This is a genomic window from Bradyrhizobium sp. NBAIM01, assembly GCF_020194115.1.
In the GTDB taxonomy this organism is placed as follows: Bacteria; Pseudomonadota; Alphaproteobacteria; order Rhizobiales; family Xanthobacteraceae; genus Bradyrhizobium; species Bradyrhizobium yuanmingense.
Window position 1 is genome coordinate 330,074 of the sequence record NZ_JADYVU010000003.1, and the last position, 16,713, is coordinate 346,786.

Below are 16,713 nucleotides of genomic sequence, written 5' to 3' on the forward strand. Positions count from 1 at the left end.
CACAAATGTGGCGTCCGTGCTAGAAGCGGCCCGGGGATTTGCGTTGAATCGGGGTTTGCTCAGATGACTTCCAGGGGATCTGCACCGGCAAAGGCCGGCTTGCGCGTCGGTGTCATTGGCGCCGGCGTGATGGGCAGCAACCATGCGCGCGTGCTCAGCGGCCTGCCCGGCGTCAGCCTCGTCGGCGTCGTCGATCCCTCGCCGGCACATCGTGCGCGGGCCACGGAGCTCGCCAATTGCGAAAGCTTCGAGACGCTTGACCAGCTGTTCGCCGAAGGCGTCGATGCCGTCACCATCGCGGCACCGACCCATCTGCATCACGAGGTCGCGCTCGCATGCATCGCCAAGAACATCCACGTGCTGGTCGAGAAGCCGATCGCATCCACGGTGGAAGAGGGCCGCGAGATCGTCGCCGCCGCGCACAAGGCGGGCGTCACGCTGATGATCGGCCATGTCGAGCGCTTCAATCCGGCGGTCGCCGCGGTCAAGCAGGCGATCGCGGGCGAGGACATTCTCTCCATCGCGATCACCCGCGTCGGCCCGTTCCCGCCGCGCATGTCCAATGTCGGCGTCGTCATCGATCTTGCCGTGCACGACATCGATTTGATCCGCTGGTTCACCGAATCCGACATCGTCGAGGTGCAGCCGCAATTGTCGAGCGCGGTCGCCGAGCGCGAGGACATCGCGCTCTTGCAGTTCCGCACCGAGAGCGGCGTGCTCGCCCACATCAACACCAACTGGCTGACGCCGTTCAAGGCGCGCAGCGTCACGGTCGCAACGCGCGGCAAATACGTGATGGGCGATCTCTTGACGCGCCAGGTCACCGAATGCTTCGGCTTCAAGCCGGACGGCAGCTACTCGATGCGGCATCTGCCGGTCGGCCATGACGAGCCGCTTCGCGCCGAGCTGATCGCATTCCTTAAGGCGGTGCGCAACGGCGAGACGCCGGCAGTGACGGGCGACGAGGGCGTCGCCAGCCTCGAGATCGCCACGCAATGCCTGGAGAGGCCCTCGCGTCCTGCGGCGACGTCACCCGCGCGCAAGGGGCCGCGCCGCGTCGCCGGCTGATCCCTTCCATGTCGACCGCTCAAACGTCACAAGGCGTCATGAACCAGCACTTGCGTTCCGAACCCATTCCCTTCATCGACGTCGCCTCGCAGCGCCGCCGGCTCGGCGCCTCGCTCGATGCCGCCGTGAAGCGCGTGATGGACCATTGCCAGTTCGTCAACGGGCCGGAGGTCTTCGAGCTCGAGAAGCAGCTTGCGGCCTACTCAGGCGCCAAGCACGTGATCGGCTGCGCCAGCGGCACCGACGCCATCCTGATGGTGATGATGGCCAGGAATGTCGGGCCCGGCGATGCCGTGCTGTGTCCGTCCTTCACCTTCATCGCGACCGCTTCGCCGGTGGCGCGGACCGGCGCGACGCCGGTCTATGTCGACGTCGACGAGACCACCTTCAACATGAGCCCGGAATCGCTCAAGCGCGGCATCGCCACCGCCCGCAAGGCCGGTCTCAAGCCCGTCGCGGTGATTCCGGTCGATTTGTTCGGCCAGCCCGCCGATCACGATGCCATCGCCGAGATCGCCAGGGCCGAGGGCCTGTTCGTGCTCGACGACGCCGCGCAAGGCTTTGGCGCGAGCTACAAGGGGCGCAAGCTCGGCACCCTCGGCCACGCCACTGCGACCAGCTTCTTCCCGGCAAAGCCGCTCGGCTGCTTCGGCGACGGCGGCGCCATCTTCACCGATGACGACGAGCTCGCCGCCACCTTGCGCAGCATCCGCGTGCACGGGCAGGGCGTCGACAAATACGACAACGTCCGCCTCGGCCTGACCGGCCGGCTCGACACTATGCAGGCCGCGGTCCTGATCGAGAAGCTGAAGATCTTTGACGACGAGATCGCCGCCCGCAACAGGGTCGCCGAGCGCTATGCGCGCGGCCTGTCCAATGTCGTCACCGTGCCGCGCATCGCGCCGGGCAATACCTCAGTCTGGGCGCAGTACACCATTCGTCTTCCCAAGGGTATCGACCGCGACGGCTTCGCTGCCGCGCTAAAAGCCCAGGGAGTGCCGACCGCGATCTATTACGGCAAGTCGATGCACCAGCAGACCGCCTACAAACAGTACCCGGTCGCCGAGGGCGGATTGCCCGGTTGCGAGAGCCTGTCGCAGGACGTCATCAGCCTGCCGATGCATGCCTACCTGACCGAGGCCGACCAGGAGCGAATCATCGCCGCTATCAGCGGCGCGCTGGCGGGCTAATTTCTTATCCTCTCCCCTTGCGGGAGAGGGTGACTTCGCGAAGCGAAGCCGGGTGAGGGGTCTCTCTCCGCACGGCATGCGCTGAGAGATACCCCTCACCCGATTGAGTCTGTATCTGCCTGCGGTGCTGCCCTCTCCCGCAAGGGGAGAGGGCGCAGTAATGCGCATCGCAAGATGCATCGACCTCCGTCCGATAAGTCTCTACAACAATCCGCATGCTCGGACGCATCTTCACGGTCGGTGGTTACACGCTGCTGTCGCGGCTGACGGGGTTTGCCCGCGACATCATGCTCGCGGCGATCCTCGGTGCCGGGCCGGTGGCCGACGCCTTTTTCGTGGCGCTGCGGCTTCCCAACCATTTCCGCGCGATCTTCGCCGAGGGCGCCTTCAACGCCGCCTGGGTGCCGGCCTATGCCCATGTCCATGGCGAGAAGGGGGAGGCGGCGGCAAAGCTATTCGCCGACCGCATCTTCACGCTGCTCCTGGCCTCGCAGGTGGTGCTGCTGATCGCCGCCTGGCTGTTCATGCCGCAGGCCATGAGCATCCTGGCGCCAGGCTTTGGTGAGGATGCCGAGCAGCGCAAGCTCGCGATCGAGTTGACCCGCATCACCTTTCCCTATCTGCTCTTGATCACGCTGGTGACGCTCTATGGCGGCATGCTCAACGTGATGCAGCGCTTTGCCAGCGCCGCGGCCGCTTCGATCTTCCTCAACGTCGCGATGATGATGACGCTGGCGGTTGCCGTCTGGTTTCCGACCGCAGGCCATGCCGCGGCCTGGGGCGTGCTGATCTCCGGCTTCCTGCAATATTTCCTGCTCGCGGGCGATCTCGCCCGCCATGGCGGCCTGCCGCGCTTTGCGCCCTTGAAGCTTGATGAGGACGTTCGCGGCTTCTTCAAAGCGCTCGGACCTGCGACGCTGGGCTCGATGGGCACGCAGCTCGCGCTGTTCGCCGACACCATCATTGCGACGTTCCTGCCCGCCGGTGCGCTGTCGGCGCTCTATTATGCCGACCGGCTCAACCAGCTGCCGATCGGCGTCATCGGCATCGCCATCGGCACGGTGCTGCTGCCGGAGATGTCGCGGCGGATCACCGCAAACGACCACGACGGTGCGCTGAGCGCGCAGCGCCGTGCCTTCGATTTCACGCTGCTGTTCTCGATCCCGTTCGTCGCGGCCTTCCTCACCGTGCCCGATGCGATCATGCGCGCACTGTTCGCCCGCGGTGCGTTCTCCAAGGCCGATGCCGCCGCCGCCGGTGCGACGCTCGCGGCCTATGCCATCGGCCTCATCCCGTTCGTGCTGATCCGCAGTGCGGTCGCGACCTTCTATGCCCGCAAGGATACCGCAACGCCGGTCCGCGCGTCGCTGACCGGCATCGCCGTCAACGTCGCGCTGAAGGTTGCCTTGATGGGATCGCTCGCCCAGATCGGTCTCGCGCTGGCGACCGCCGTCGGCGTCTGGACCAATCTCTTGCTGGTGCTGTTCTTCGCTGTGCGGCGCGGCTTTCTCGTGCTCGACCGCGCCTGGCTGCTGTCGCTCGCCAAGTTCTTGCTAAGCGGCCTCATCCTCGCCGCCGCGTTCTGGCTGATTGCACGTTTCAGCGGCCCCTGGTTGGGCGCGATGCACTTCCGGGATGAGTTGATGCTGGTCCTGCTCGCCGTCGGCGGCACGATCGTCTACGCGCTCGCGATCCTCGTGCTGTTCGGCCGCAAGTGGCTGGTCTCGCTGCTGCGTGGCTAGAGAGCACGGCATTCGCCTCCAGGCTGCAGCCAACATCGGCACATCTCTTGATTTTGCGCGATTGCGGTGGTAGGAGTCGCTCATGATCAAATGCTCGCGCAAAGTCTCCAGCAATCACATCACCCGCTTCGGCTGGGCGGTGGGAGGAGTCGTGCGCTAGGATTTCGACGACATCTTTTCCACCAGGCCCCGCCGGCATCGGACGGGGCCTTTTGTTTGGCCACGCTCCCTGCCGGCTCAACAGCAGGAGCGTCCGATGCCACCACAACTGACCAGCATTTCATCCGAGGCCGAGCACGATGCCGCAGTGCTTCGCCTCGATCGATCCATTGCGCTCGCGAAGCAGGCCATGGACGAGGTTCTGGCGGCAGCGGCTCGTCTCAACGTGTCCGTTGCAACGCCGGGCCAAGCCTTGTCGGGGAGAGAAGCTGCCGCAGCCGCGCCGGCGCAAAGCCTCCTGGGCCTGCTCAAGCGATATTGGTCTGCTCTTGGGAAGTGGCGCCTGCACCCGCGGTGCAGTTTGCTGGATCTGAGCGACAGGGAGCTGATGGACATCGGCCTGACGCGCGCCGAGATCAACTATCTCGCACCTGGGCGGGAGATCGATGCGCTCAGAGATAGTACGAGGTATCTGTTGAGCCGCGGGATGTGAGTAATCGACGATCCTCACGCCGGCATATGACCTGCCGCGCGCGGGTTGAACTCGGCAAGGTCTGGCTCAATCCAGCCGTGCCGGGCCTCCCGCGAGAACAGCGCTTCGCGGCTCCAGAAACGTAAGAGTACATCCTTTTCGGTTGCCGGGGACGCCAGCACCGCGTTGCAGGCGGCGACAATGTCGCGGCGGCCGACCTCCGCAAGAATTCCTTCGATGATCATCAAGAAAGCCATCGTAATCGTGTGGTGATAGCCACGCACATCGTCGTTCACGCCGCCAGCGGCAACATTGTAGGCGCGGATCATCTCGGGGAGTTCGACCCGCCAGTCCCGAGCCGGATCAGTGGCGAGCAAGTAGCTCGTCACGATCAGATGTTCACGATGGCTGAAACGTGCCCCCGGAAGTGTACGCGCGAGGAAGCCCTCGCTCAGTTCGGCGACCTCTGCAGCATCCGTGCAGCTACGTCTGTTGCTCATGGTGGCGTCCCATGTTACCGTGGTACCAAGGTAACATTCTAGAACGGAAAAGGCAAATTGGGATCGGTCAACTCGGCCGCCCAGGCTCTGCCTCTGTGACAACAATCGTTCCTCGGTCAGAGCGTCGACCCCCGCAGGCGTCCGAACGAATCCAAGATTCACCTGGTCTCTGAGGACGTGAGTTGCAGGGCTGGAGACCGATGCCCGAGCAAGTCCGGCAATGGCATGATGCGACTAAACCCCCGTCTTCCGATCGAGGTCACACATTATGAACTCAGAAGCTCACAAACATTCAGTCCAACGCGTACAGACGGGAGTTCGGATCGAGAAGCGCATTCTCAAGGTCGCGAAGGGCCTCGCCGAATACCTGGATATGAGCCTCGGTGATTTGCTGGAGGGCGTTCTCCTGCATTCGTTCGAAGGCAAGACTCCGTTCGAGCCTGCGACGCTGCAACGCATTTCGACGCTGAAAGATTTGTACGGGCTGACGCTCACGGCCTCCGATGCTCATCAGCTATTTGAAGCTCGGGGTGAGCACGAGAACAGCTAAGTGGGAGCGCTTGGCTCTCGCCGTCAACGTCACACGATCACGCTGGGACCTTGCCGAGCATTCCCGTGAGGCACGCGTGGCGCGATTGAACCTGCGACCCCTGCGCCCGCCTAAACCCGTTTGCCTTGCCAGTTTTTCCACGGCAATATGCCCACAAAACAACCATGAGAACGGGAAGATAAAATGGCGGCTCCCATCAAGTTCGGCGTTGGCCAAAGCGTGCTGCGCAAGGAGGATGACGCGCTCATCCGCGGCAAGGGCCGCTATACCGACGATTACGCGCCGCAGGCCGCGCTCCGCTGCCTGGTGCTGCGCTCGCCGCATGCGCATGCCAAATACAGCATCGATGCGAGCCGCGCGCTCGGCCTGCCGGGCGTTGCGCTGATCCTGACGGCCGACGACGTCGGGGATCTCGGCAATCTGCCCTGCCTGTTCAACCTCGAGACCGATCCGTTCACCGGCCCGCCTTACCCGATCCTGGCCAAGGACGAGGTGCGCCATGTCGGCGACGCCATCGCCTTCGTGGTCGCCGAGACCATCGACCAGGCTCGCGACGCGATCGAGGCGATCGAGGTCAAATGGTCGCCGCTGCCCGCGGTGACCGGCGTCGTCAACGCCGTGAAGAAAGGCGCAGCCTTGGTCTGGCCGGACAAGCCGGGCAACGTGCTGTTCGACGTCTCGATCGGCGACAAAGCGGCGACGGAAGCTGCCTTCGCGAAAGCGCATGCGGTCGCCGAGATCTCCATCGTCAATCCGCGCGTGGTTGCAAGCTTCTTGGAGACCCGCGCTGCCGTCTGCGAATACGATTCCAAGCGCGACCATCTGACGCTAACGGTCGGCAGCCAGGGCAGCCACCGCCTGCGCGACATCCTCTGCCAGAACGTGCTCAACATCCCCACCGACAAGATGCGGGTGATCTGCCCCGACGTCGGCGGCGGGTTCGGCACAAAGCTGTTTCCGTATCGGGAATATGCCCTGATGGCGGTCGCCGCACGAAAGCTGAAGAAGGCGGTGAAGTGGGCGGCCGATCGCTCCGAGCATTTCATGGGCGATGCGCAGGGCCGCGACAACGTCACCACCGCCAAGATGGCTCTGGCCGAGGACGGCAAGTTCCTCGCGATGGATTGCGACCTCATGGGCGACATGGGCGCGTATCTGTCAACCTTCGGGCCCTACATCCCGCATGGCGGCGCCGGCATGCTGCCGGGCCTCTACGACATCCAGGCCTTCCATTGCCGGGTCCGCACGATCTTCACCCACAGCGTGCCGGTCGACGCCTATCGCGGCGCGGGCCGGCCCGAAGCTGCCTATGTCATCGAGCGCCTCGTCGATGCCTGCGCGCGGAAGCTCGACATGACGCCGGATGCGATCCGCCGCAAGAATTTCATCCCGCCGAAAGCGCTGCCCTACAAGACCGCGACCGGCAAGGTCTACGATTCCGGCGACTTCGCCGCGCACCTGAAGCGCGCGATGGAGATAGCGGAATGGAAGGAATTCCCCAAGCGCGCCAAGGCGGCCAAGAAGGGCGGCCTGATCCGCGGCATCGGGCTTGCGAGCTATGTCGAGATTTGCGGCGTGATGGGTGAAGAGACGGCCAACGTCCGCCTCGATGCCAATGGCGACGTCACCGTGCTGATCGGCACGCAATCGAGCGGGCAGGGCCATCAGACCGCCTATGCGCAGATCGTCGCCGAACAGTTCGGCGTGGCGCCCGAGCGCGTGCATGTCCGGCAGGGCGACACCGACGAGATCGCAACCGGCCTCGGCACCGGCGGCTCGGCCTCGATCCCCTCCGGCGGCGTCAGTGTCGAACGTGCCACGCGCGAGCTCGGTTCGAGGCTGAAGGAGATCGCGGCGCAGGCGCTGGAAGCCAGCGCGGGCGACCTCGAAATCTCCGAAGGCGTGGTGCGGATCGCCGGCACCGACCGCTCGATCTCGTTTGCCGATCTCGCCAAGCGGCCCGGGGCCGATCCGTCGAAGCTGAACGGCAGCGCGACCTTTGCCAGCGCCGACGGCACTTATCCCAACGGCACCCATGTTGCCGAGGTCGAGATCGATCCGGCGACCGGCATCATCAAAATCGTCAACTACGTGATCGTCGACGATTTCGGCAAGACGCTCAATCCGCTGCTCTTGGCCGGCCAGGTGCATGGCGGCGCCATGCAGGGCATCGGCCAGGCCTTGATGGAGCAGGTGGTGTATGGACCGACCGACGGGCAGCTCATCACCGCGACCTTCATGGACTATGCGCTGCCGCGCGCGGCGGACGGGCCGGCCTTCGTGTTCGAGACCCACAACGTGCCCTGCAAGACCAATCCGATGGGCGTGAAGGGGGCCGGCGAGGCCGGCGCGATCGGCTCCTGTCCGGCCGTGGTCAACGCCATCGTCGATGCGCTCTGGCGCGAGTACAAGATCGACCACATCGACATGCCGGCAACGCCCGAGCGGGTGTGGGTTGCGATCAGCGAGCATCACCGCCGTCACAGCTTGTGAAGCCGCGCTTCCCGCGCGCACGGGAATAAACCCGCCGCGCGGGGTTCTACCCATGATGGGTCCCGGCTTCGCGCGAAGCCGGTGACAGTCTCATTCCCCGAACGTCTCGAGAGCCGGAGAAACGAACCAATGAAACGGACGATGATTGTCGCGGGCGCCCTCGTGCTGGGCGCGGGCGCCGTCATGGCGCAACAGGAGATTGCCGTCCAGCAGGACAATCTGATGCGGGCAATCGCCAAGAATCAGTATGGCGTGCTTCAGAAGATGAGCAAGGGCGATATTCCCTTCGACAAGAAGGCTGCCGATGAGGCCATCGCCAGCATCGAGGCCGATGTTGCCAAGATCGCCAAGACCTTCGAGATCAATCCCAAGCAGGATGTCGTCAACGCGACCTATGGTTCCTCGCCGAAGGTCTGGCAGAACAAGGCCGATTTCGATGCCAAGATCCCGCCGGTGCAGAAGGCGATCGCCGACGCCAAAGGCAAGATCACCAATGTCGCGGGCCTGAAGGCGGCCTACACGGCGATCAACGACCGCTGCAATGATTGTCACGAAACCTATCGCGTGAAATTGAAATAGCGGGCGCAGTTAACGGGCTACCAAGGACTTCAGAAGGGCGGTTGCGAAAGCAACCGCCTTTTTCTTGACCGCGGCCCGCAGGAACTTCCGTCCGCAAGGCCTGACGGATTGCCGCGAGAGCGGCTATCCTTGCGCCAACGGCCGTGCGCTCACACGAGTCTCCTCCCGGCATCCTCACGTCGGGATTCCCAGCGCGCGGCGAGCACCTCGATCAACAGCGAGACAGGCCATGGCAAAACCGTTCCCCTCCAAGACCCATATCGGCAATCATATGCTGCATCCGGAAACCCTGATGCTGACCTATGGCTATGATCCGCAATTGTCCGAGGGCGCCATCAAGCCGCCGGTGTTCCTGACCTCCACCTTCGTGTTCAAGACCGCCGAGGATGGCCAGGACTTCTTCGACTACGTCGCCGGACGGCGCGAGCCGCCGGAAGGCATGGGCGCCGGCCTGGTCTATTCGCGCTTCAATCATCCCAATAGCGAGATCGTCGAGGACAGGCTCGCGATCTACGAGCGCACGGAGAGTTGCGCGCTGTTCTCGTCCGGCATGGCGGCCATCGCAACCACGATTCTGGCCTTTGTTCGCCCGGGCGATGTCATCCTGCACTCGCAGCCGCTCTATGGCGGGACGGAGACGCTGCTGACGAACACGCTTGCGCGCCTGTCGATCGGCGCCGTCGGCTTTGCCGACGGCATCGACGAGACGGCGGTCAAGCAGGCCTCGGAGGAGGCCATGGGCAAGGGGCGGGTTTCGATGATCCTGATCGAGACGCCGGCCAATCCGACCAACGGCCTCGTCGACATCGCAATGATCCGCCGCATCGCCGATTCCATCGGCAAGGCCCAGGGACATACGCCGGTCATCGCCTGCGACAACACGCTGCTCGGGCCGGTGTTTCAGCGGCCGATCGAGCACGGCGCGGATCTGTCGCTGTATTCGCTGACAAAGTATGTCGGCGGTCATTCCGACCTGATCGCGGGCGCCGCGCTCGGATCGAAGGCGATCATGAAAGGCATCAAGGCGCTGCGCGGCGCCATCGGCACCCAGCTCGATCCGCATTCGTGCTGGATGATCAACCGCTCGCTCGAGACGCTCAGCCTGCGGATGGAGAAGGCCGATGCGAATGCGCGGCTCGTGGCAGACTTCCTGCGCGACCATCCGAAGGTCGCCAGGGTGCACTACCTCGGTCACCACGAGCAGGGCTCGCTGTCCGGCCGTGTGTTCGCGCGGCAATGCCTGGGCGCGGGCTCGACGTTCTCGTTCGACATCGTCGGCGGCAAGGAGGCGGCGGTGAAATTCCTCAACGCGCTGCAGATCCTCAAGCTGGCGGTGAGCCTTGGCGGCACGGAATCGCTCGCAAGCCTGCCGGCGACGATGACCCATTCCGGCGTTCCCGCCGACATCCGCCAAAAGATCGGCGTGCTCGATTCCACGATCCGGCTGTCGATCGGCATCGAGAACCCGTCGGACCTGATCGCCGACCTCGCGCAGGCGCTGAACGCGGCTTGAGCACGGTCAGAGTCGTAGCGTCGTAGCCCGGATGGGGCGCAGCGAAATCCGGGGACCTGTCCGCAACGCGCAGGGCTCCCGGATTGCACCAACGGGCGGCGCTTCGCGCCGACCGTTGGCTCCATCCGGGCTACGAAGTTGCTTGGAATCGAAAAGGCCGGACGCTCCCTCCTTGCGTCCGGCCTTTCCGCGACGAAGCCCGCGTTTTCGCTTTACTTCGTCACCTGACCGCGGATCTCGCCGGCCGGGTTCGCCGCGGTATGGATGTTGATGTAGTACTTGCCGCCGAGCAGATCGGCGGCCTGCGCGTCGGTGAGCGTGGCTTCGCCCTTGACCGGGCTCGAGGCTGCATTCGGGATCGGGACCGCGACGCCGGCGTTCTTGCCGGCTTCGGCAGGCCCGTGGAAATGCGCGGCGGTGGCGGGGCCCGAGAGGCCGGAATAGGTGACGGTCCAGGACAGCTTCTTGCTGGCAGCGTCGTAGTCCAGATCGGCCGTTCCGGTCGCGCTGCTGGTGTTGGCGGGGACTTCGGATTTGCCGTCCAGCGTCGCCTTCAGTTTCTCCGCGCTGGCCGGGGCGGCGAACGCAACGGCGGCTCCGAGTACCAGTGTGGCAAAAACGGCTTTGGTCATGGCTTTCTCCTGTTGACGCCTGATTGCTTTTCAAACAGTGCGTCATGCGGTTTATTCCGGCATTACATCCGGGCCGTCTAAAATATTCGTGGTTGGATCGAGCGCGGCATGACCCTTAAGTTCGCGCGTTCACGATGGAATGATCGAATGTTGCGACGAACGCTCCTTGCCGCCCTGATCGCCGCCGCCGCGGCGTTCGCACTCTATTGGTGGTTGACCGCCCCGGCCGTGCTGGCCTTGCCGGCGCCGACACGCAACCCCGATCTCGCCAACGGGCAGGAGCTGTTCAACGCCGGCGGCTGCTCGTCCTGTCATGCCACCCCCAATCAGCCCGATCGCCTGCGGCTCGGCGGCGGGCTGGCGCTGGGCTCGCCGTTCGGGACGTTCTACGTCCCCAATATTTCCCCCGATCCCGCCTACGGGATCGGCCGCTGGAGCGAGGCCGATTTCGTCAACGCCGTGATGCGCGGCATCTCGCCCACGGGCACGCACTATTTCCCCGCCTTTCCCTACACGTCCTATCATCTGGCCAGTGTCGACGACGTCCGCGATCTCTTTGCCTATCTGAAGACGCTTCCGTCGGTGTCCGGCACAGTGGGCGACCACGCGCTGCCGTTTCCGTTCAACATCCGCCGCAATGTCGGCATCTGGAAGCTGCTGTTCATGGACACCGCGCCGTTCGTCGCGGACGCCGCGCGCTCGCCGCAATGGAATCGCGGAGCCTATCTCGTGAACGCTTTCGGCCATTGCGCCGAATGCCACAGCCCGCGCAATGCGCTCGGCGGCATCATCGCCAGCCAGCGCTTTGCCGGTGGGCCCAATCCCGAAGGGGAGGGCTGGGTGCCCAACATCACGCAGCAGGGCATCGGCAACTGGAGCGAGAAGGATATCGCGGATTTTCTCGAGACCGGCGACCTGCCCGAGGGCGACAGCGCTTCGGGCGCGATGCGGGCGGTGATCAAGAATCTGGCGCAACTTACCGCGGAAGACCGCGCCGCGATGGCCGCCTATCTGAAGTCGCTGCCGCCGGTGCAGGGACCGACACCGCCCAAGCGCAAGGAGGGCGGCTAGCGCTGCCGGCGCTTCGGCCGTTGTTTTGCGCGTGATCTAAAGCGCGATGAGATTGGGATGAATCATCATCGCGCTTTAGGTTGTTGTTTACGCATGATCTTTCCGGAAAACCGCTTCGCACTTTTCCGGATCATGCTTTAGCCGGTGCCGAACGCCTTGAAGGTGATGATGGTGAGAGTGTCCTGGATGCCCGGCAGCACCTGCACCTTCTCATTCACGAAGTGGCCGATGTCGGTATCCTTGTCGACGTAGAACTTCACCAGGAGGTCGTATTGGCCGGCCGTGGAGTAGATCTCGGAGGCGATCTCGGCTTCGGCAAGCGCATTGGCCACCGTATAGGACTGGCCGAGCTTGCACTTGATCTGAACGAAAAAAGGAACCATCGCGGGCACTCCGAAAGCGTATTCTTCCGGCTAATAGGCCAAAACCGGCTGGATTTAGCAAGCGAACTTGCTGGATCATCCGAGGTGCATTCGGGCGCGATGCTAGGATGGGACCACTGCGGCGGCCAATGCATCCCTCAGGCGCTGGGCGAGCTCGACCTTGCGGTAGGGCTTGGTCAGCACGACCGCTCGCGCCTGCGCGCGGCCCTGCTCGACCAAGGTCTCCAGCGCGTAGCCCGAGGTGAACAGGACCGGCAGGCCGGGACGCACCCGCCGCGCCTGATCGGCGAGCTCCCAGCCGCTCATGCCGCCGGGCATCACGATATCGGTGAACAGCAAGTCGATGCCGGGATCGCTCTGCAGCTGCTGCAAGGCATCCTTGCCGTTGACCGCGGCGACGACGCGATATCCGAGCGCTTCCACCCTGCGAATGACGGAGGAGCGGACGAACGGATCGTCCTCGACGATCAGGACCGTCTCGTAGCCTCGCGGCGCCGTGTCCTCGCCGTCGGGAAGATCGGCTTGCGACCTACCGGTGCTCGCGCGCGGCAGGTAGATCCTGGCCGTGGTCCCAAGGCCAGCCTCGCTGTAGATCGAGACATGGCCGCCTGATTGCTTGGCAAAGCCATAGACCATGCTGAGGCCGAGGCCCGAGCCCTTGCCGACCTCCTTGGTGGTGAAGAACGGCTCGAACGCGCGAGCGGCGACCTCGGGCGTCATGCCTTCGCCGTCATCGGTAACCGCGATCAGGACGTAGCTGCCGGGTGCGACCTCCCGGTGAACGGCACCGTCATCATCCTCGATCGTGATCAGCTCCGTGGCAAGCGTGAGGTGGCCTCCCGATGGCATGGCATCCTGCGCGTTGAGCGCGAGATTGAGCACGGCGGATTCGAGCTGGGCGCGGTCGGCAAAGGCCAGGATCGTGCCGGGCCCGGAGTCGTCCTGATCTCGATGTCTTCGCGCAAGGTGCGCTTGAGCAGCTTGAACATGGAATCGAGCAGGCTCCGGCAATCGATCGTCTGAGGCCGCAGCAATTGGCGGCGGCTGAAGGCGAGCAGGCGCTGCGTCAGCTCGGCACCCCGTTCGCCCGATTGGCAGATGTCGTCGGCAAAGCGCCCGAGGTCGGGCCTCGCCTTTAGCTGCTCGCTCAGGTGCTCGGCATTGCCGATGATGACGGTCAGCAGATTGTTGAAGTCATGCGCGATGCCGCCGGAGAGCTGACCGACCGTCTCCATCTTCTGCGCCTGCTGAAGCTGCTGCTCGGTCAGCTTGCGCGCGGTGAGGTCGTGGACGATGCCGACGAAGATCAATTCGCCGTCCTGCCGCGCCTGGCCGACCGACAGCTCCATCGGAAACGTCGTGCCGTCCTTGCGCAGGCCGACGGCCTCGCCGCTGGTCGCGAAATGCCGCACCTGGCGCTCGGATCCTGCATCCGCCTCGGGCATCAGCATGCCGACGTTGCGGTTCATCACCTCGTCGGCACGGTAGCCGAACAAGCGCTCGCAGGCCGGATTGAACAGCAGGATGCGGTCCTGCGCATCGAGCAGGATGACGCCGTCGACCGCGGTCTCGACGATCGCGGTGAGGCGCGCCACGCTCTCGCGCATCGCGCGCTGGGCGTCGCGGACCTGCTGCAGCAGCAGCGTGGCGTCGCGGCTCTTGATTTCCTCCTCCTCGAGCGCGGCCTGGACCTGTCGCAGCTCGAACGGCGAGGGGATCGTGAGGATCTTCGGCAGCAGCGGCCAGAGCGCGGCGGCGGTGAAGACCGACGCGACCGCCGTGGCGGCCTTGAGCATGCCCTCGATGCCGTAGATCGGAACCCAGAGCGTATAGATCGACAGCACGTGGGTCAGGCCGCACGCCATGATGAAGATCGCGAACGCCCAGTAGACCCAGCCGAACTTGAGGTCGCGCCGCTTGGTGACGAGAATAGCGAGGGCGAACGGGATCGAGAAATAGGCAGCGGCAATGCTGGCGTCGGAAACGACGTGAAGCCAGATCAGCTGAGGCTCCCACAACAGGCAGATGCCGTGCGGCGACAGCATGGACGAGTCGAGGAGACGTTCGAAGAAGGCCCACATCGTTCCACCCCAAGGAGTCTTGTTCAGGTGGCTTGCGGGGCCGGCGGCCCGCAACATGGGGGCGCTGGACGGTTCCACCACCTGACGTCTCGCGTAACCGGCGAAGCACGCTAAGGTACGCGACTATAGCAAGGGTCCGGCGCCGTTGCATTTTCAAGCCCCCATCATTTCGGGCCTTGGTCCGCGCGGTGTCCGACTGATTCGCAAGGCGCGCAATCGGTTCGCGAATCACGCCTGGCGGCGGCCCGGCGCGCTTGCTGACGTTCCACGGTCGCGCTACGAGAGGCCATGGCGGCCTCCTCAAGCACATGTCTCCCGCGATGACGACCCCGGTCGCACTCACCATCGCCGGTTCCGATTCGAGCGGCGGCGCCGGCATCCAGGCGGACCTGAAGACCTTTGCCGCGCTCGGCGTCTATGGCGCCTCCGTGATCACGGCGTTGACGGCGCAGAACACGCGCGGCGTGACCGGCATTCACGCGGTGCCGGCCGGGTTCGTCACCGAGCAGATCGACGCGGTGTTCTCCGACCTCGACATCGGTGCGGTGAAGATCGGCATGGTGGCCCAGGCCGCCAGCATCGATGCCATCGCGGCCGCGCTGTCGCGCTGGTCGCCGCGGCATGTCGTGCTCGATCCCGTCATGGTGGCGACCTCCGGCGACCGCCTGCTCGCCGCTGAAGCCGTCGACGCCCTGCGCGCCAGGCTGATGCCGTTGGCTGCCGTGATCACGCCGAACCTGCCGGAAGCTGCGGCCCTGCTCGGTGCACCGGTGGCGGCGAGCGAGGCCGAGATCGAAAGCCAGGGACGCCGCCTGCTGGCGCTGGGCTGCCGCGCCGTCCTGATCAAGGGCGGGCACGGGGAGGGCGCCGAGAGCACCGACTATCTCGTCACTGCCGAGACCGCGATCGCGCTCGCCGCGCCGCGTGTGGCCACCCGTAACACCCATGGCACCGGCTGCTCGCTGTCCTCCGCCATCGCGGCCGGGCTGGCCAGGGGCGAGGACCTCGAGGCCGCCGTGCGCAACGCCAAGGCCTGGATCAGCGCCGCGATCGCCGCCGCCGACCGCTTCAGCGTCGGCCACGGCCACGGGCCGATCCATCATTTCCACAAGTTCTACTGAGGCGGGCACCTGAACGCGCGCCCCATCCTTCGAGACGACCGCTTCCAGCGGTCTCCTCAGGATGAGGCTAAGCAGCACTGTGCCCGTTGAAGCTAGGGCCGCACACTCGGTCCTCATCCTGAGGGCCCGCCAAGGGCGGGCGTCTCGAAGGATGTGCCGCGGGGAGGTTTGCCTCAGAGAAGAGCGGGGGCTTGCGCCCCTGCGGCGCCATGTCGCCTGATTGTCGCATGCGACTGATATTCGCGGGGAGGGCGAGGCAAGGCGTGATTCGTATTTGAAGGTGCCTCAAGGGTTCAATCGGTCATCCCCCTGTCACGGGACATTGTTACAGGCTGGCGCATGGGAAGTTACGATGTGAGTGACGAGAGCCCGGAGCGGCGCTTTCGCACGTTGTTCATCTCCGACGTCCATCTCGGGGCCCGCGGTTCACAAGCCGATCTTCTGCTCGACTTCCTGCGCTACCATGATGCCGATACGATCTATCTCGTCGGCGACATCGTCGACGGCTGGGCGCTGAAATCGAGCTGGCACTGGCCGCAATCGCATAACGACCTCGTCCAGAAGCTTTTGCGCAAGGCGCGCAAGGGCGCCAAGGTCATCTACATTCCCGGCAATCACGACGAGTTCCTGCGCAACTATTACGGTACGCATTTCGGCGGCATCGACGTGGTCGAGAACACGGTTCACACCGGCGCCGACGGCAAGCGCTATCTCGTCATTCACGGCGACATCTTCGATCTCGTGGTGCAGAACGCGCGCTGGCTCGCCCATCTCGGCGACAAGGCCTACGACTTCGCGATCCAGATGAACCGCCTGGTCAACTTCTTCCGCCGCCTGTTCGGCGTGCCCTATTGGTCGCTGTCGCAATGGGCCAAGCAGAAGGTCAAGAACGCCGTCAACTATATCGGCGCGTTCGAGCAGGCGCTCGCCGCCGAGGCGCGGCGTCACCAGGCCGACGGCGTGATCTGCGGCCACATCCACTACGCCGTGATCCGCGACGAGGCCGGCATCCGCTACATGAATTGCGGCGACTGGGTGGAGAGCTGCACCGCCCTGGTCGAGCATGACGACGGCCATTTCGAGATCATCACCTGGGCGGATCAGTTGCGGAAGCCGGAGCAGGTGCCACAGGTCGCAGCTAGAGCTGCATAACAAGGAC

At 64.7% G+C, this 16,713-nt stretch carries 16 protein-coding genes; 11 read left to right on the forward strand and 5 right to left on the reverse strand.

The window, feature by feature from the left end:
• The first annotated feature begins 63 nt into the window (after positions 1-63).
• From I6F31_RS12360 to I6F31_RS12375, 4 genes are all read left to right on the forward strand, one after another.
• Entirely contained in the window at positions 64-1,068 is a 1,005-nt protein-coding gene (locus I6F31_RS12360; RefSeq protein ID WP_036032059.1) for a Gfo/Idh/MocA family oxidoreductase, read from the forward strand.
• Positions 1,069-1,106: 38 nt separating this feature from the next.
• Entirely contained in the window at positions 1,107-2,258 is a 1,152-nt protein-coding gene (locus I6F31_RS12365) for a DegT/DnrJ/EryC1/StrS family aminotransferase (protein ID WP_225185648.1), read from the forward strand.
• A gap of 215 nt (positions 2,259-2,473) precedes the next feature.
• Positions 2,474-4,000: a murein biosynthesis integral membrane protein MurJ gene (gene murJ, locus I6F31_RS12370; protein ID WP_225148286.1), complete on the forward strand. Its 1,527-nt coding sequence runs from the start codon at positions 2,474-2,476 to the stop codon at positions 3,998-4,000.
• Between the two features lie 256 nt (positions 4,001-4,256).
• Positions 4,257-4,652, forward strand: a complete 396-nt coding sequence (locus I6F31_RS12375) for a DUF1127 domain-containing protein (RefSeq protein WP_225148287.1) — start codon at positions 4,257-4,259, stop codon at positions 4,650-4,652.
• A gap of 14 nt (positions 4,653-4,666) precedes the next feature.
• On the opposite strand, the gene I6F31_RS12380 is transcribed toward I6F31_RS12375, so the two are convergent.
• Entirely contained in the window at positions 4,667-5,131 is a 465-nt protein-coding gene (locus I6F31_RS12380) for a hypothetical protein (protein ID WP_225142551.1), read from the reverse strand.
• Positions 5,132-5,399: 268 nt separating this feature from the next.
• Between I6F31_RS12380 and I6F31_RS12385 the strand changes: the two genes are divergently transcribed.
• From I6F31_RS12385 to I6F31_RS12400, 4 genes are all read left to right on the forward strand, one after another.
• A complete protein-coding gene (locus I6F31_RS12385; RefSeq protein WP_036015526.1) occupies positions 5,400-5,681 on the forward strand; it encodes a hypothetical protein in 282 nt (93 codons plus the stop codon).
• A 183-nt stretch (positions 5,682-5,864) separates the two neighbouring features.
• The gene (locus I6F31_RS12390; protein ID WP_225148288.1) at positions 5,865-8,174 is read left to right on the forward strand and encodes a xanthine dehydrogenase family protein molybdopterin-binding subunit; all 2,310 of its coding nucleotides are present in this window, start codon (positions 5,865-5,867) and stop codon (positions 8,172-8,174) included.
• A 129-nt stretch (positions 8,175-8,303) separates the two neighbouring features.
• Positions 8,304-8,753, forward strand: coding sequence for a cytochrome c (locus tag I6F31_RS12395; protein WP_057028751.1), 450 nt, complete (start codon positions 8,304-8,306; stop codon positions 8,751-8,753).
• 229 nt (positions 8,754-8,982) lie between these two features.
• Complete coding sequence (locus tag I6F31_RS12400) at positions 8,983-10,266, forward strand: cystathionine gamma-synthase family protein (RefSeq protein ID WP_109143142.1); 1,284 nt, start codon at positions 8,983-8,985, stop codon at positions 10,264-10,266.
• A 212-nt stretch (positions 10,267-10,478) separates the two neighbouring features.
• On the opposite strand, the gene I6F31_RS12405 is transcribed toward I6F31_RS12400, so the two are convergent.
• Positions 10,479-10,898 carry a CHRD domain-containing protein gene (locus I6F31_RS12405; RefSeq protein WP_036015536.1) on the reverse strand — a complete coding sequence of 140 codons (420 nt, stop codon included), beginning with the start codon at positions 10,896-10,898 and terminating at the stop codon, positions 10,479-10,481.
• 147 nt (positions 10,899-11,045) lie between these two features.
• On the opposite strand from I6F31_RS12405, the gene I6F31_RS12410 reads away from it, so the two are divergent.
• On the forward strand, positions 11,046-11,969 hold the full coding sequence (locus I6F31_RS12410) for a cytochrome c (protein WP_036015538.1): 924 nt from the start codon (positions 11,046-11,048) through the stop codon (positions 11,967-11,969).
• A 137-nt stretch (positions 11,970-12,106) separates the two neighbouring features.
• Here I6F31_RS12410 and I6F31_RS12415 read toward each other — a convergent pair whose 3' ends face one another.
• From I6F31_RS12415 to I6F31_RS36705, 3 genes are all read right to left on the reverse strand, one after another.
• A complete protein-coding gene (locus tag I6F31_RS12415; protein WP_018642903.1) occupies positions 12,107-12,352 on the reverse strand; it encodes an Lrp/AsnC family transcriptional regulator in 246 nt (81 codons plus the stop codon).
• A 102-nt stretch (positions 12,353-12,454) separates the two neighbouring features.
• Positions 12,455-13,201: a response regulator gene (locus tag I6F31_RS36700; RefSeq protein ID WP_346656480.1), complete on the reverse strand. Its 747-nt coding sequence runs from the start codon at positions 13,199-13,201 to the stop codon at positions 12,455-12,457.
• Positions 13,162-14,433 (reverse strand): PAS domain S-box protein, encoded by a 1,272-nt coding sequence (locus I6F31_RS36705; protein WP_346656481.1) that lies wholly within the window; start codon positions 14,431-14,433, stop codon positions 13,162-13,164. Before I6F31_RS36705 ends, I6F31_RS36700 begins: the two co-directional genes overlap by 40 nt.
• 320 nt (positions 14,434-14,753) lie before the next feature.
• On the opposite strand from I6F31_RS36705, the gene thiD reads away from it, so the two are divergent.
• Together thiD and I6F31_RS12430 are read left to right on the forward strand one after the other, a co-directional pair.
• On the forward strand, positions 14,754-15,554 hold the full coding sequence (gene thiD, locus I6F31_RS12425) for a bifunctional hydroxymethylpyrimidine kinase/phosphomethylpyrimidine kinase (protein WP_225185464.1): 801 nt from the start codon (positions 14,754-14,756) through the stop codon (positions 15,552-15,554).
• 339 nt (positions 15,555-15,893) lie between these two features.
• Positions 15,894-16,706 carry a UDP-2,3-diacylglucosamine diphosphatase gene (locus I6F31_RS12430; RefSeq protein WP_109143147.1) on the forward strand — a complete coding sequence of 271 codons (813 nt, stop codon included), beginning with the start codon at positions 15,894-15,896 and terminating at the stop codon, positions 16,704-16,706.
• Positions 16,707-16,713: the final 7 nt, after the last annotated feature.